At 61.2% G+C, this 15,366-nt stretch carries 13 protein-coding genes; 11 read left to right on the forward strand and 2 right to left on the reverse strand.

The window, feature by feature from the left end:
* Nucleotides 1-61 precede the first annotated feature (61 nt).
* Nucleotides 62-733, forward strand: coding sequence for an SDR family NAD(P)-dependent oxidoreductase (locus tag M0D68_RS24175; RefSeq protein ID WP_266225615.1), 672 nt, complete (start codon nt 62-64; stop codon nt 731-733).
* Between the two features lie 242 nt (nt 734-975).
* On the opposite strand, the gene M0D68_RS24180 is transcribed toward M0D68_RS24175, so the two are convergent.
* Nucleotides 976-1,251, reverse strand: coding sequence for a GlsB/YeaQ/YmgE family stress response membrane protein (locus M0D68_RS24180; protein ID WP_266211658.1), 276 nt, complete (start codon nt 1,249-1,251; stop codon nt 976-978).
* A 29-nt stretch (nt 1,252-1,280) separates the two neighbouring features.
* Nucleotides 1,281-1,598, reverse strand: coding sequence for a YqjD family protein (locus tag M0D68_RS24185; protein WP_256456363.1), 318 nt, complete (start codon nt 1,596-1,598; stop codon nt 1,281-1,283).
* A gap of 681 nt (nt 1,599-2,279) precedes the next feature.
* Between M0D68_RS24185 and M0D68_RS24190 the strand changes: the two genes are divergently transcribed.
* The 10 genes from M0D68_RS24190 to M0D68_RS24235 all read left to right on the forward strand — a co-directional run bounded on the left by M0D68_RS24190 (nt 2,280) and on the right by M0D68_RS24235 (nt 15,209).
* Nucleotides 2,280-2,717, forward strand: a complete 438-nt coding sequence (locus M0D68_RS24190; RefSeq protein WP_256456362.1) for a two-component system response regulator — start codon at nt 2,280-2,282, stop codon at nt 2,715-2,717.
* Nucleotides 2,718-2,792: 75 nt separating this feature from the next.
* Nucleotides 2,793-3,266 carry a PRC-barrel domain-containing protein gene (locus M0D68_RS24195; RefSeq protein WP_093632306.1) on the forward strand — a complete coding sequence of 158 codons (474 nt, stop codon included), beginning with the start codon at nt 2,793-2,795 and terminating at the stop codon, nt 3,264-3,266.
* Between the two features lie 94 nt (nt 3,267-3,360).
* Complete coding sequence (locus M0D68_RS24200) at nt 3,361-3,528, forward strand: hypothetical protein (protein ID WP_167378269.1); 168 nt, start codon at nt 3,361-3,363, stop codon at nt 3,526-3,528.
* Nucleotides 3,529-3,970: 442 nt separating this feature from the next.
* A complete protein-coding gene (locus M0D68_RS24205) occupies nt 3,971-4,243 on the forward strand; it encodes a hypothetical protein (protein ID WP_234487215.1) in 273 nt (90 codons plus the stop codon).
* A 408-nt stretch (nt 4,244-4,651) separates the two neighbouring features.
* Nucleotides 4,652-4,981, forward strand: coding sequence for a hypothetical protein (locus M0D68_RS24210; RefSeq protein WP_200569948.1), 330 nt, complete (start codon nt 4,652-4,654; stop codon nt 4,979-4,981).
* Nucleotides 4,982-5,086: 105 nt separating this feature from the next.
* Nucleotides 5,087-5,368: a hypothetical protein gene (locus M0D68_RS24215; RefSeq protein WP_093632300.1), complete on the forward strand. Its 282-nt coding sequence runs from the start codon at nt 5,087-5,089 to the stop codon at nt 5,366-5,368.
* Nucleotides 5,369-6,120: 752 nt separating this feature from the next.
* Nucleotides 6,121-6,957, forward strand: coding sequence for an IclR family transcriptional regulator (locus M0D68_RS24220; protein WP_200654800.1), 837 nt, complete (start codon nt 6,121-6,123; stop codon nt 6,955-6,957).
* 368 nt (nt 6,958-7,325) lie between these two features.
* Nucleotides 7,326-8,750, forward strand: a complete 1,425-nt coding sequence (locus M0D68_RS24225) for an MdtA/MuxA family multidrug efflux RND transporter periplasmic adaptor subunit (protein ID WP_266225604.1) — start codon at nt 7,326-7,328, stop codon at nt 8,748-8,750.
* A gap of 18 nt (nt 8,751-8,768) precedes the next feature.
* Complete coding sequence (locus M0D68_RS24230) at nt 8,769-11,891, forward strand: MdtB/MuxB family multidrug efflux RND transporter permease subunit (RefSeq protein WP_266225606.1); 3,123 nt, start codon at nt 8,769-8,771, stop codon at nt 11,889-11,891.
* Nucleotides 11,892-11,894: 3 nt separating this feature from the next.
* Entirely contained in the window at nt 11,895-15,209 is a 3,315-nt protein-coding gene (locus M0D68_RS24235) for an efflux RND transporter permease subunit (RefSeq protein ID WP_266225608.1), read from the forward strand.
* Nucleotides 15,210-15,366 lie beyond the last annotated feature (157 nt).

The following is a 15,366-nucleotide window of genomic DNA, read 5'->3' on the forward strand; positions in this document are numbered from 1 at the left end:
GGCAGTTCCAGTCCCTGTTGAATTCGGAGGAACCGTGAGTCGAACTGAGACCGCTTTGATTGTGGGCGCAGGAAAGGGATTGAGTGCTTCGCTCGCGCGACTGTTCGCGGCAGAAGGCATGCAGGTTGCCCTCGCGGCACGCGATACCAGCAAGCTGACGGAGCTCGTCGATGAGACGGGCGCTCTGCCCGTACGTTGCGACGCAAGTCAACCGGACGATGTCACCGCACTTTTTGACCGCGTAGAGGACGCATTCGGCGCGCCCGATCTCGTCGTGTACAACGCGAGTGGCCGCTACCGCGCGGCAGTCGAAGACATCGAATCAGAGAAGCTTGAGGATGCGTTGAAAGTGACCGCCGTCGGTGGCTTTCACGTAGCCCAGGCCGCAGCCATTCGGATGCTGGCGCGCGGCAGCGGCACCATCCTTCTGACTGGCGCTACTGCGAGTGTGAAGGGGCTACCGGGTTCGACGCCATTTGCGATGGGCAAATTCGCGTTGCGAGGGATGGCCCAATGTATGGCGCGAGAACTCGCTCCGAAAAATATTCATGTCGCGCATTTCGTCATCGACGGTGGCATCGCGAGCAGCCGTCCCGAGGCGGACGTTGCCAGCAATGAAGACAAATGGTTGGACCCCGACGCCATCGCCAAGGAATACCTCCATATCCATCGCCAGCATCGTAGTGCGTGGACGTGGGAGGTTGAGTTGCGACCTTGGGTAGAGAAGTTCTAGCGCGTCTTGTCTTTCGAACGCAGTTAGGTAGCTCGTCATGTGCTGGCATGCTGTCGTTCATACAGCAGCAGACCCGGAACGGCTCCAGGTCTGCTCGCGCCTCGGTTGATTCGGCGATGAAGATGCGGTCCGCCGCATCTCCATCGCTCGACGTCAACGCTCGACTGACTGTCGGACTGTCTCAGGCCCGAACTGTTTGCCATCAGTAGCGGCACGCTCAGCGGATAAGAAAATTGAAGTCTTTAGAGTGGACGCGCACGGCCTCGGCTGAAAAGTCGCAAGACAGCGAGCAGGATGACCGCGCCAATCAGCGCCGTAATCAGTGAGCCGATTATGCCGCCTCCCAGGTGCAAACCCATCGCCCCGCCAAGCCAACCACCTATGAAAGCTCCGACAATTCCCACGATGATATCAACCACAATGCCAAAGCCGCCGCCGTCGACGATACGACCCGCGAGAGCGCCAGCGATGCCTCCGATAATCAGCCAGAAAATAATTCCATGCGAGACTGGGTCCATATTTCTTCTCCTATAGAGCTGAATCCGCGTTAGCGGCGGGCAAGCATGCCGATGATAAGTCCGCCTATGAGTGCCATCGTGACCGCTTTCCACGGAGCCTCATGAACGTAATCGTCGGTTGATTCAGAGACGACACGGTACTTCTTCTTGACCACCTCCTGTGCACCAGCAATCTTGTCCTTCACGTCGGACAGCGTCCGGCCACCGGTTGCTCGGTCTCCGTTGCCGCCGCTGAACTTCGCTGTAGAGTCGTTATCCTGTTGAGATGACCCGGTGGAACTGGCTGGCTCGGACGCAACGGGCGGGGCCCCGGCCGCCGCGGCGGTGAGTTGATGCGACTCAGTCATTTGAACCTCCATATTTCGTTTGAATGGCCCGAGAGTTGCGCAAGTGGCGTGCCACACGAAAGCGCGTTGAACGAGCGTCGAACGCGAGCGGAGGTCGTCATCAACTGCCGCCCGAACCGGGATTAGTGGCCGACGCCGGCGTGGCAGCGCTGGACTTCTTGTGCATCTTCTTGTGCGAAGTAGTACCAGCGGGTGCCATGCTATTCGCCCCAGACGCGCCCGATACCGTACCGGTTGAACCATCCGCACTCGGTTTGCTCATTCCCGTGCCGCCTTGACCGCCGGCCGCCCCTCCGCCACCCGCTCCCTGGGCGTAGACGGAACCTGATACACCGAAAATCAACGCTGAAATCAAAACTCCTCTCGTCGCGACTCGCATAACAATCTCCTTGAGCGAAGCGGCCGTTAGCACCGGAAGGTGTCAGCCCGCGTCCTGCTTTGCGCAAGTGCCGTGCCGTGGGTCAGTAAATCCACCTCGGCAACGACGGGATAACGAGCGGCCTATCGAGCCGCCGCCGGACCAGGCCGCAGAACCGCCAGACAGCACCATGACACGCTCACTCGCGAACGGACTAGCTGCAGGGCAGCCGCAATGGATTGATTCTGGCTTCACAAGTGGGCCGTAGCCAGGTTGGCAGGCATAGGCGTTGCGCAAAAACGGAATACCTCTGGGTTCGCGATATGTCTACCATCCTGCTCGTCGATGACGACGTAGATTCGCTGTGGCTGCTCCAGATTGTCCTGGTGGGACGCGGTTACCACGTGCTCCTCGCGGAAGGTGGGGAGGCAGCTCTCGCCAAAGCTGCGCAGTGCCTTCCCGACTTGATTGTCACTGACTGCGACATGCCAGGCATGGATGGAATTGCCTTATGCGAACGACTGAAGTTTTATCCCGCGCTTGCCCAGATTCCTGTGGTGATGGCTTCCGGGCGGGTGCCGCCGGAAGAGAAATCCACGCTTTGGAATGTTTTTCTTTCAAAGCCCGTCGACCTGAGTGCCTTGGAGCTCGCCATTAACTCACTGTTGGCGAAGCGTTTGTCTGGTCCCCAAACCCGCGTCAATGTGCCGGCTCCTGCAGGCTCCCGATGGCAACCAATACCCTCCAGACTTTGCTTCTAGTTGCCCGCGCTCGAAGCTTCGACTGGGAACACCGCTTGCGCGCCATTGAAGTACCTTTTTTGAAGGAGGTGAATCATGGGCTCAATTAACCCGCAAGGCGACACCCAACGCGGAGCTGACATCGTCGGCGGTGGCATGGGAGAAGGACCAGGGCCGGACATCATGGCCGCAGCAACGCTCGATGGGAACAAGGTCATGTCATCTGATGGCGAACACGTGGGAAAAATTTCAGACATCATGCTTGACGTCCGGAACGGCCGCATTGCCTATGCGGTACTTTCTGAGGGAGGTTTCCTTGGAATGGGTTCTACCCTGCATGCCATCCCGTGGAGCGCACTGACTCTTGATACGGAAGAGAAATGCTTCGTCGTCGACATTGCCGCGCAGCGCCTTAAGGAGGACCCTGGATTTGACAAGGACCACTGGCCGATGATGGCGGATGCGAAGTGGGGAGAGTCGACATATCGCTACTACAACCAGCAGCCGTACTGGTCAGCGACCCGCGAGGCGGTGGAAAGTGACCCTGCTTTCCGGCCAAGCGAACACTAAAATCCAAACGGTACCGTTGTAGCGCCTATGCCGCCGCGCGCCCCATTGCGGCGGCATAGGCGTCAAATCATTCCCAACGCAACCGGAGATACACATGGCCACCAGCCCGAAGGAACAGAACCCCGCGAGTGAAAAGTCTGAGGAGGATGTCGATAAGACTATTGAAGACACCTTCCCTGCCAGCGACCCTCCAGCGACGGGTGGAACCACCCGGATTGAGTCGGAGGACGGCGAAGAAGTTGACGAGGACGAGCCGGAATAATAGCAATCGACTTCATCACGAGACGCTCCCTCAAATGACGTTTCCATTAAAAGGGCGCAAAGAGCGTACTGGAAATAAGAGCGAAAGCCAGTGCCTTCGCGATGTCAAATGGGAGCTCCATCACCAGTGCGCCGAGCACGGCAATACTGCAGTTCATTTTTGAATCCAGGCGCAGGTATTCCCCGTATATGCAGTCAAGGCCGCGCAATTACGCATGGCAATCCGACGAACAGAGCATTCGCAGCGCTGTCATTTTCCGCGTCGAACCGCGACTGAATCACATACCTCACATCTGGACTCAGCAAATAGCTGTTCTGTTCAGACTCGGGTAGCTGCTTGCGCGTCGCCGCTACGCAACCAGTCAGCCTTGAGCGGTCTATGAGACTTCGGCGCTGCAAACGCATGCCGATATCACCGGAGAAATACCATGGAAAAGTTGACGATGAACGCGCTGTTCGCGCGTCTGGCTGTTGCGTCGCTTTGCGCGTGCGCTGCAACGTTTGCGCAAGCCGGCGGGAATGGCAACGGCGGCAACGGCAGCGGCGGCGCGCACGGTGCCGCGACGGCAGGAATGACGTATCACAGCGAGCCCGTATCGAGCCCGTGGAACCGGGTTCCCGGCGACATGAGCAAGACCGCGGCCGCCACGAGCGACATGGGCATGTCCGCTATGCACTCTGAAGACAACCGCATGCCAACAAAGACTGTTCAATAAGACCGTTCAGGATTGCCGGCGGCGCATCTGCCTTCTGTTCATGCGCCGCCCGCTTTGCCTGCGGTTTAATAGCGGTGATAGTAGCCGCCTGCTGGCACCACAATGCAGCCGCCCAGCGCGCTACCAAGACATACGGCCATCAGCATCAGCACAAAAACTCTTTTCATACACGCCTCACTAGTCAGTTGTGAGCGCACTATATTGAGCCGGCAGATTACCGGTGTTTTTGTGTGTAACGAGACGTGTAGATTGAAACATCTCCCTGCGTCCGCACGATTTCCCGCAGCCCAGTCGTCACGAAATATTCGGTTTCAGAACTCACAACTGCGCGGTCAGCATCGTGGTCGTCCGAAACGTTAAGCAGTTGAACGGCTAGAAGCCGGCCCTTCAACTGAATCGGAGACGACCATGCACAACGCTGCCTACAAAATCGCTGCTGCGGCGGCACTCGCCCTGTCATTCGTGGGCACCGCGTCGGCGCAAACGAACTGGGATGCATCGCACCCACGCCGTGCCGAGGTCAATGATCGCCTCGCGAATCAGGACCGTCGCATTCACCAGGAAGTACGGGAGGGTGAGATGTCCCACGCCGAGGCGGCGAGACTGCATCGCGATGACCATCAGATTCGCCAGGAAGAGCGCGACATGGCGAGCCAGAACGGCAGCCACATTACCAGGCGCGAAGACTACGCGTTGAACCAGCAGGAAAACCACGTGAGCCGGCAAATCGGACAATAACGCCTATCGCTAACGCCAGCGACGGCCCAATGTCAGGCCGGCGCTGACGCCGGTGGTCCGCGTTCTATCTAACTTTGCTGGCCTTCAGACTTGCTGGAGGGCGACATGAAGAGCACGAATGGGCAATCCCTGCGTTGTCAGGTCGAAAAATGGCTCGCACCGACGCCCGCGACGCCAGTTCGTGTGACCGCTTTCAGCCGCACCAGACTGGGTGGCCGACGATACGTGTGCGTCGAAAGCGCGTCGCAATCGGGAACGCACATGCTGTTCTTCTTCAAGCATGATGACGGCAGTTGGTACGTGTTCCCACAGACTGCCAACAAGCGGAAGTTGGCCGCGGAGCAACCCGTTTTCTCGCATTCGCTTCGAGCAGACGCGGCAGCATGACGTACCACCGCCAGCCAGTATCGAACCCGCACAATTTCAAAGGCCAGAGCCGCTGCACGGGAACCGTCGGCATCGACAGATGGTCTTCGTATGCACGCGGAACGCTTGCTCAGTAAAAGACACCTGCCTCAACCTGCTCGCGCTAACGGCGAAGCTCCCGATTCTGCCGCCACCCAGGCGCCATCATCATCGGCCGCCTCCGCACCGCCGGCCGCCCCCTCCGCATCGCTACTGAAGAGCTGTATTTGTTGCACACAAAAGGGCATTTTAGGAATGCCGCAGACTTTGTTGTGCGCCCATAGGACGAAAAAAAAGGCGTCACGTTTCCGTGACGCCTTAAAAAGTTCTAGCCATTCCGAGGGCCGTGCTAGAACCTGAGAGACGGTATTCGAAAGTTGGACGGGCGCGCGATATTGAACGCCGGGGTCGAGACAGACACTGCGTGGACTGCTACGGGAGACTGTTAGAGGTACTCGACCAGACACTCCGCGGACCACGGTTGGTTCAGAATTTCAAAATGCAGAACCTGAAACCGTCTTTCGAAATGAGATTCCATTTTTTATGGTTATGCTGACTAAGTCAAGCAAAATCTAAAGAGGCCTCATTCGTCTCGGCAAAATATTCCGATACAATGAATCTTCTGATGAAAAATGGAATTCATGCCCCATTTTGGGGCTTCTGCCGCATCTTTGCGGAACGGTTGCTGACAGGCAAACGAACAGAATATTGAAATATAGTTCCAGAAAAACGATATGACCCGACCCACGTCCTCCCGAACTGCCGCAGGCCCAGCCAAAGACAAAGACGGCCCGGGCGAGGAAGTCACCGCGCTGGCACGGGGTTTGACCGTGCTGCGCTCGATCGCCGCGGCCGATGCGCCGCTCAGCAACCGCGAGTTGACCGAGCTGACCGGCATTCCAAAGCCCACCGTCTCGCGCATTACCGCCACGCTCGTCGGCGCAGGGTTCCTGTTCCGCCTGCCCGACAGCGAGCGATTCGTCCTGACTTCGTCGGTATTGGAGTTGAGCAACGGCTTTTTGCGCAACTTCGACATCCGGGCCCGGGCGCGCCCCTTCCTTATCGAACTCGCCGAACGCACCGCGTTGTCCGTGCATCTGGCCGTACGCGACCGCCTCGACATGGTGGTGATCGATGCGATCCGGCCACGTTCGGCGGTGCTGGTATCGCGCCTCGAAATCGGCTCGCGCATGAACCTCAGCCGCACGGCAGTCGGCCGCGCCTATCTGTCGGCGCTTGCTGAACCGGAGCGGGAAAAATTGCTGACCGGCCTGCAGGCCGCCGAAGGCGACGACTGGGGCCATGTCAGCAACCGCCTGGCAAGCGCACTACGGGAAACCGCGGAGCAAGGCTTCGCGATCGCCACGGGCGAATGGTACGACGGCCTGAACGCCATCGCGTCAGGATTCATCGGCCCCTCGGGCGAGCGCTATGCCGTCAATTGCGGCGGCGCCGCAGACCAGTGCCCACGCGACTGGCTGATCTCGCGCGCGGCGCCGGCCCTGCTCGAATGCATCAGCAAGATCGTTCTCGAGATCGGCGGCACACCCGGGCGCCGCCTCGACAATTGAAACGCGTGGGCACGCGCCGGCCATTACATTGCCTTGCCACCCTCCGCTCGTACTGTAACCTTCGTAATCAAAAGAAAAATACACGGGTGGACTGTTACAGAGCCCGCGACGTAGGATCACGCATTCCCGTCGCGGGCGCTTGCCCGGCTTGCCGCTATTGCCCTTCGATAACGTCCCGCCGACCTGTCATGATGGCGCAATGCGTTAACATCTTTGTCCCGCGCCTCGGGTAGCATCGCGCTGAACATTTGCGGCGCGTCCGCTGTCGAAACCGCCTGTCATGCCGCCTGCGTGCCGGTCCGCTGAACTCTTGAAGCGGTACAAGCGCACGAGCGGCTCACATCAAAGCCTGCCACCAGACCGAACCGATGGACGAACAACAAAAGCATTCGGAAACTTCACGCCCAGCCGCCCCGGCTTCTCAACCCGGTTCGCAACCGTCCACCAGCGGGAAGCCTGTCGGCGGTCCCGGCAACACACCGGTCGCAGCAGAAAGCCATCGCGGGCGCAACATCGCGCTGATCGTTGCGGCGCTGGTCATCCTCGGGATCGTGTTGTGGCGCTGGCATCCGTGGGGCGGGCCCGGCGGCGGCGCGAGCGGAGCTGCCGGTGCAAGCGGCGCGAGCGGCGGCGGCCGCGGGGGCCGTGGCGGCGGCCTCGCCAACATGCCGCAGCCGGTTCACGTGGCGACCGCCACACAAGGTGAGATGCCGGTCGTGCTGACCGCGCTCGGCACGGTCACGCCGCTCGCCAACGTCACCGTGCTGCCGCAGTTGAGCGGCGTGCTGCAGGACGTGTATTTCAAGGAAGGTCAAATGGTCAAGAAGGGCGACGTGCTCGCCCAGATCGACCCGCGCCCCTATCAGATCTCGCTGGAGAACGCGCAAGGCACCCTCGCGCGCGACCAGGCGTTGCTGCAAACCGCCCGCCTCGACCTGAAGCGTTATCAGACGCTGCTCTCGCAAGACTCGATCGCCAGCCAGCAGGTCGATACGCAGGCCTCGCTCGTGCGGCAGTATGAAGGCACGGTCAAGTCCGATCAGGCGAACATCGATACCTTCAGGCTCGACCTCGTCTATGCGCGCATCACGGCGCCGGTGTCAGGGCGCGTCGGTTTGCGCCAGGTCGATCCGGGCAACTACGTGACGCCGAGCCTGACCAACGGCATCGTCGTGATTACGCAGTTGCAGCCGATCAGCGTGATCTTCACGACCTCCGAAGACAACCTGCAGCAAATCCTCCAGCAGACCCAAACGGGCGCGAAGCTCTCGGTCACCGCGTACGACCGCAGCAACACCACCTCGCTCGAAGGCGGCTCGCTCGAAACCCTGGATAACCAGATCGACACCACGACCGGCACGGTCAAACTGCGCGCAGTTTTCCAGAACGAGAAGAACGTGCTGTTCCCGAATCAGTTCGTGAATACGCGCCTGCTCGTGGACACGATCAAGGACGCTGTGATTGTGCCGACGCCGGCCGTGCTGAACGGCTCGATGGGTCAGTTCGTGTATGTCGTGAAGCCGGACAACACGGTGACCGTGCGTCCGGTCAAGATCGGTCCAGTGGACGGCGAACGCACCAGCATCAAATCCGGCCTGCAGATCGGCGAGCGCGTCGTGATCGACGGTTCGGACCGGCTGAAGGAAGGCGCGAAAATCACGATTCCGGCCGACAAGCCGCGCGGCGCTTCGGGCGCGCGTGGTGCGAGCGGTGCAAGCGGTGCGGCTGCCGCTTCGGGCGCATCCGGCGCGCATGGACATCATCGCAAACACGCGGCGCAAGCCTCGGAATAAAGGCACGGCAACTATCGCATGAATCCATCCCGCGCCTTTATTCTGCGTCCCGTCGGCACCGCGCTGCTGATGGCGGCGATCATGCTGGTCGGTCTCGTCGCGCTGCGCTTTCTGCCGCTCTCCGCGCTGCCCGAGGTCGACTATCCGACGATCCAGGTGCAGACCTTCTATCCGGGTGCGAGCCCGGACGTGATGACCTCGTCGGTCACCGCGCCGCTCGAACGCCAGTTCGGGCAGATGCCGTCGTTGAATCAGATGTCGTCGCAAAGCTCGGCCGGCTCGTCGATCATCACGCTGCAATTCAGCCTCGATCTGCCGCTCGACATCGCCGAGCAGGAAGTCCAGGCGGCGATCAACGCCGCGGGCAACCTGCTGCCGTCCGACCTGCCCGCGCCACCGATCTACGCGAAGGTCAATCCTGCCGACGCGCCGATCATCACGCTCGCGATCACCTCGAAGACGATGCCGCTCACGCAGGTACAGGACCTGGCCGACACGCGTCTCGCGCAGAAGATCTCGCAGGTGGCGGGCGTGGGTCTAGTGAGCCTGTCCGGCGGTCAACGCCCGGCCGTGCGGATTCAGGCGAACCCGCGCGCGCTCGCCGCGTACGGTCTGAATCTGGACGACTTGCGCACCACGATTTCGAACCTGAACGTCAACACGCCGAAGGGCAACTTCGACGGCCCGACGCGCAACTACACGATCAACGCGAACGACCAACTGACCGACGCGGAGGCTTACAAGAGCGCCGTGGTCGCATACAAGGGCGGTCGTCCGGTCATGCTGACGGACGTCGCCAACATCGTGCAGGGCGCGGAGAACACCAAGCTCGGCGCATGGGTCAACAACACGCCGGCGATCATCCTGAACGTGCAGCGCCAGCCGGGCGCGAACGTGATCCAGGTGGTCGACAGCATCAAGGCGCTGCTGCCGCAACTGCAACAGTCGCTGCCCGCCGCGCTCGACGTGGAGATCGTCACCGACCGCACCACCACGATCCGCGCCTCCGTGCGCGACGTGCAGTTCGAATTGCTGATGTCGGTCGTGCTGGTGGTGCTGGTGATGTACCTGTTCCTCGCCAACGTCTACGCGACCATCATTCCGAGTCTGTCGGTGCCGCTCTCGCTGATCGGCACGCTCGCGGTGATGTACCTGTGCGGCTTCTCGCTGGATAACCTGTCGCTGATGGCGTTGACCATTGCGACCGGCTTCGTGGTGGACGATGCGATCGTGATGATCGAGAACATCGCGCGCTATGTCGAAGAAGGCGAGTCGCCGCTGGAAGCCGCTCTGAAGGGCTCGAAACAGATCGGCTTCACGATCATTTCGTTGACGGTTTCGCTGATCGCCGTGCTGATTCCGCTGCTCTTCATGGGCGACGTGGTGGGACGCCTGTTCCACGAATTCGCGATCACGCTGGCCGTGACGATCGTGATTTCGGCAATCGTCTCCCTCACGCTCGTGCCGATGATGTGCGCGAAGCTCCTGCGCCACTCGCCACCGCATGAAAGCCACCGTTTCGAAGCGAAGGCTCATAAAGCGATCGACTGGGTGATCGCCCGCTACGCAGTCGCGCTCACCTGGGTGCTGAACCGGCAACGCTCCACCCTGTTCGTCGCGGTGCTCACGCTGGTGCTGACCGGCGTGCTGTACGTGTACATTCCGAAGGGTTTCTTCCCGGTGCAGGATACCGGCGTGATCCAGGCGATCACGCAGGCGCCGCAGTCGGTGTCGTATGCGTCGATGGCCGAGCGTCAGCAGGAACTCGCGGCGCAGATCCTGAAGAACCCGGACGTGGAAAGCCTCACCTCGTTCATCGGCGTGGACGGCAGCAACATCACGTTGAACAGCGGCCGCATGCTGATCAACCTGAAGCCGCGCGACGACCGCAGTAGCACCGCGAGCGACGTAATCCGCCAGTTGCAGCAGGACGTCGCGCATATTCCGGGCGCCTCGTTGTACATGCAGCCGGTGCAGGATCTGACGATCGATTCCACGGTCAGCCCGACGCAGTACCAGTTCATGCTGACCGATCCGAACATCAGCGAATTCACCACGTGGGTGCCGAAGCTGGTCGACCGGCTGAAACAATCGCCGGAACTCGCGGACGTGGCCACCGACTTGCAGGACAACGGCCAGTCGGTCTACATCGAGATCGACCGTGCCACAGCGTCACGTTACGGCATCACGCCGGCCACCGTGGATAGCGCGCTGTATGACGCATTCGGCCAGCGCATCATCTCGACCATCTTCACTCAATCGAACCAGTACCGCGTGATTCTGGAAGCGCAGCCGCAGATGCAGCACTACACGGAGTCGCTGAAGTCGATCTACCTGCCCTCTTCCACTTCGTCGGGCGGCCAGGTGCCGCTGTCGTCGATCGCGAAGTTCATCGAGAAACCGGCGCCGCTGCTCGTCACACACTTGAGCCAGTTCCCGGCCACCACCGTTTCGTTCAACCTCGCGCCCGGTTCATCGCTCGGCGCGGCGGTGAAAGCGATCGATCAGGCGGAGAAGGATGTCGGGCTGCCGGCGTCGTTCCAGACGCGCTTCCAGGGCGCGGCGCTGGCGTTCCAGGCGTCGCTGTCGAACGAACTGTTCCTGATCCTGGCGGCGATCGTCACGATGTATATCGTGCTCGGCGTGCTGTACGAGAGCTTCATCCACCCGATCACGATTCTGTCGACGCTGCCGTCGGCCGGCGTCGGCGCCCTGCTCGCGCTGCTGATCACCGGGCACGATCTCGACATCATCGGCATCATCGGTATCGTGCTGCTGATCGGTATCGTGAAGAAGAACGCCATCATGATGATCGACTTCGCGCTCTACGCCGAGCGCGAGGAAGGCAAGCCGCCGCGCGAGGCCATCTATCAGGCGTGTCTGCTGCGTTTCCGGCCGATCCTGATGACGACGCTCGCCGCCCTGCTCGGCGCCCTGCCGCTGATGCTCGGCACCGGCGCCGGCTCGGAGTTGCGCCGCCCGCTCGGTATCGCGATTGCCGGTGGTTTGATCGTCAGCCAGTTGCTCACGCTGTTCACCACGCCGGTGATCTATCTCGGCTTCGACTCACTCGCCCGCCGCGCACGTGAACGCTTCAATCGCGGCAAGCCTGTGCCGCCCGCCACCGATGCAGGGACTTAAGCGATGAACCTGTCGCGTCCGTTTATTTCCCGCCCGGTCGCCACCACGCTGCTGGCGATCGGCATCGCGCTGTCCGGTATTTTCGCGTTCACCAAGCTGCCGGTCGCGCCGCTGCCGCAGGTCGATTTCCCGACCATTTCGGTGCAGGCGACGCTGCCGGGCGCGAGCCCGGACACGGTTGCGACCAGCGTGGCGAGTCCGCTCGAACGGCATCTCGGCTCGATCGCCGACGTCACCGAAATGACCTCGCAGAGCTCGGTCGGCTCGACGCGCATTACGCTGCAGTTCGGTCTGAACCGCGACATCGACGGCGCCGCGCGCGACGTCCAAGCGGCCATCAACGCCGCGCGTGCCGATCTGCCAGCGAGCTTGCGCAGCAACCCGACGTACCACAAGGTGAATCCAGCCGACGCGCCGATCCTGATTCTCGCGCTCACGTCGAAGACGCTGACCGCCGGTCAGTTGTACGACTCGGCGGCCACCGTGTTGCAGCAGTCGCTCTCGCAGGTGGACGGCGTCGGCGAAGTGGATGTGAGTGGTTCGGCGAATCCGGCTGTGCGTGTCGAACTTGAACCGAATGCCCTGTCCCACTACGGCATCGGTCTCGAAGACGTGCGTGCGGCGCTCGCCGCAGCCAATGCGAACAGCCCGAAAGGCTCGATCGAATTCGGCCCGAACCGCGTGCAGATCTACACCAACGACCAGGCGAGCAAGGCGTCGCAGTATAAGGACCTGGTCATCGCGTACCGTAACGGCGCGGCGGTGAAACTGTCCGACGTCGCGGAGGTGGTCGACTCGGTCGAAGATCTGCGCAACCTGGGTCTCTTCAACGGCAAGCGTTCGGTGCTGGTGATCCTGTACCGCCAGCCCGGCGCGAACATCATCGACACCATCGACCGCGTGATGGGGATGCTGCCGCAGTTGCACGCGTCGCTGCCCGCCGACGTCGACATCGCGCCCGCCGCCGACCGCTCTACGACAATCCGCGCGTCGCTGAAAGACACCGAGCGCACGCTGATGATCGCGGTGGCGCTGGTGGTGATGGTGGTGTTCCTGTTCCTGCGCAACTGGCGCGCCACGCTGATTCCGAGCGTGGCCGTGCCGATCTCGATCATCGGCACGTTTGGCGCGATGTATATGCTGGGTTTTTCGATCGACAACCTCTCGCTAATGGCGTTGACGATCGCGACCGGCTTCGTGGTCGACGATGCGATCGTGGTGCTGGAGAACATCTCGCGGCATATCGAGAACGGCGTGCCGCGCATGAAGGCCGCCTTCCTCGGCGCGCGCGAAGTCGGCTTCACGGTGCTGTCGATCAGTATCTCGCTCGTCGCCGTGTTCCTGCCGATTCTGCTGATGGGCGGCATTGTCGGGCGGCTGTTCCGCGAGTTCGCGCTGACGCTGTCGCTCGCGATCGGCGTGTCGCTGATCGTCTCGCTCACCTTGACGCCAATGATGTGTTCGCGCCTGCTGCGCGAGCCGCATGAGAAACAGGAAGAAGGACGTTTCGGTCTCTGGCTCGAACGCGGCTTCATGTCGATGCATCGCGGTTATGAGCGCACCCTTGGCTGGGCGCTGCGGCATCCGCGCCTGATCGTGATGATTCTGCTCGCGACAATCGGACTGAACATCTGGCTGTACATCATCGTGCCGAAGGGCTTCTTTCCGCAGCAGGACACGGGCCGGCTGATCGGCGGCATTCAGGCCGACCAGAGCACGTCGTTCCAGGCGATGAAAGGCAAGTTCTCGGAAATGATGGAAATCGTCGGCAAGAACCCTGCGGTGGACAGCGTGGCGGGTTTCACCGGCGGCCGGCAGACCAACTCCGGTTTCATGTTCGTTTCGCTGAAGCCGAAGAGCGAGCGCAAGCTCTCCGCCGACCAGGTGATCCAGCAACTGCGCGCCCCGCTCGGCGACGTGGCCGGCGCGCGGACTTTCCTGCAAGCGGTGCAGGACATTCGCGTTGGCGGCCGACAATCGAACGCGCAGTATCAGTTCACGCTGCTGGCCGATTCGACGCCTGACCTGTATCTGTGGGGACCGAAGCTCACTGAGGCGCTGCAGGCGCGCCCCGAACTCGCCGACGTGAATTCCGACCAGCAGCAAGGCGGCCTCGAGGCGATGGTGACGATCGACCGCGCGACTGCCTCGCGCCTTGGCATCAAGCCGGCGCAGATCGACAACACCTTGTACGACGCGTTCGGCCAGCGCCAGGTCTCGACGATTTACAACCCGTTGAACCAGTATCACGTCGTGATGGAAGTGGCGCCGAAGTACTGGCAGAGTCCCGACATGCTGAAACAGATTTACGTCAGCACTTCGGGCGGCAGCGCGAGCGGCGCGCAGACCACTAACGCGCCGGCGGGCACGGTGACCGCGCAGACAACGACTACAGCGAGCACGAGCGCAACGACTGGCGGCACAGCCGGCACGACGGCATCGAGCGTGGCGAGCATCGCTGCCGACTCCGCGCGCAACCAGGCGATCAATTCGATTGCGGCGAGCGGCAAGTCGAGTGCTTCATCGGGCGCGGCCGTATCGACCTCGAAGGAAACGATGGTGCCGTTGTCGGCGATCGCGAGCTTCGGGCCGGGGAATACGCCGTTGTCGGTGAATCACCAGAGCCAGTTCGTGGCCTCGACGATTTCGTTCAATCTGCCGCCGGGCGTGTCCTTATCGACGGCGACGCAGGCAATCTACGACACGATGGCGCAGATCGGCATGCCGGGAACGATCCACGGCAGCTTCCAGGGCACGGCCCAGGCGTTCCAGCAGTCGATGTCCGACCAGCCGATCCTGATTCTGGCCGCATTGGCGGCGGTGTATATCGTGCTGGGGATGTTGTACGAGAGCTATATCCACCCGCTGACGATTTTGTCGACCCTGCCCTCCGCGGGCGTGGGGGCGTTGCTGGCTTTGCTGCTGTTCAAGACTGAGTTCAGCATCATTGCGTTGATCGGGGTGATCTTGCTGATCGGCATCGTGAAGAAGAACGCGATCATGATGGTGGATTTTGCTATTGAAGCCTCCCGGCAGGGGTTGTCGTCGCAGGATGCGATTTATCAGGCTTGTATGTTGCGGTTCCGGCCGATCATGATGACTACCTGTGCCGCGCTGCTTGGGGCGTTGCCGCTGGCTTTTGGAAGTGGTGAAGGGGCGGAGCTTCGGGCTCCGTTGGGGATTGCTATTGTGGGTGGGTTGATTGTTAGTCAGATGCTGACTTTGTATACCACTCCCGTGGTTTATCTTTATATGGATCGGATTCGGGTTCGGTGGGAGGGCCGCAAGGGGCGGCGGGCTGGAGTGGCAGCGTCTTGAGGTTTTTTGCCTTCGCGGCGCTTGTTGTTCGTGGCTCTGGCCTTGGTGCCTTTCCTTGCATTGTTAGTGGTCTATTAGCGTTGCCCCTGTGCGGGGCGGCACTGTAGTGGTCAAGCAATCCTGGACACCGGCAAAGGGTATTTTTAAAAAGTCGAAG

Origin of the sequence: Paraburkholderia sp. SEWSISQ10-3 4 (assembly GCF_030464785.1) — a bacterium.
Classification (GTDB): domain Bacteria; phylum Pseudomonadota; class Gammaproteobacteria; order Burkholderiales; family Burkholderiaceae; genus Paraburkholderia; species Paraburkholderia aspalathi.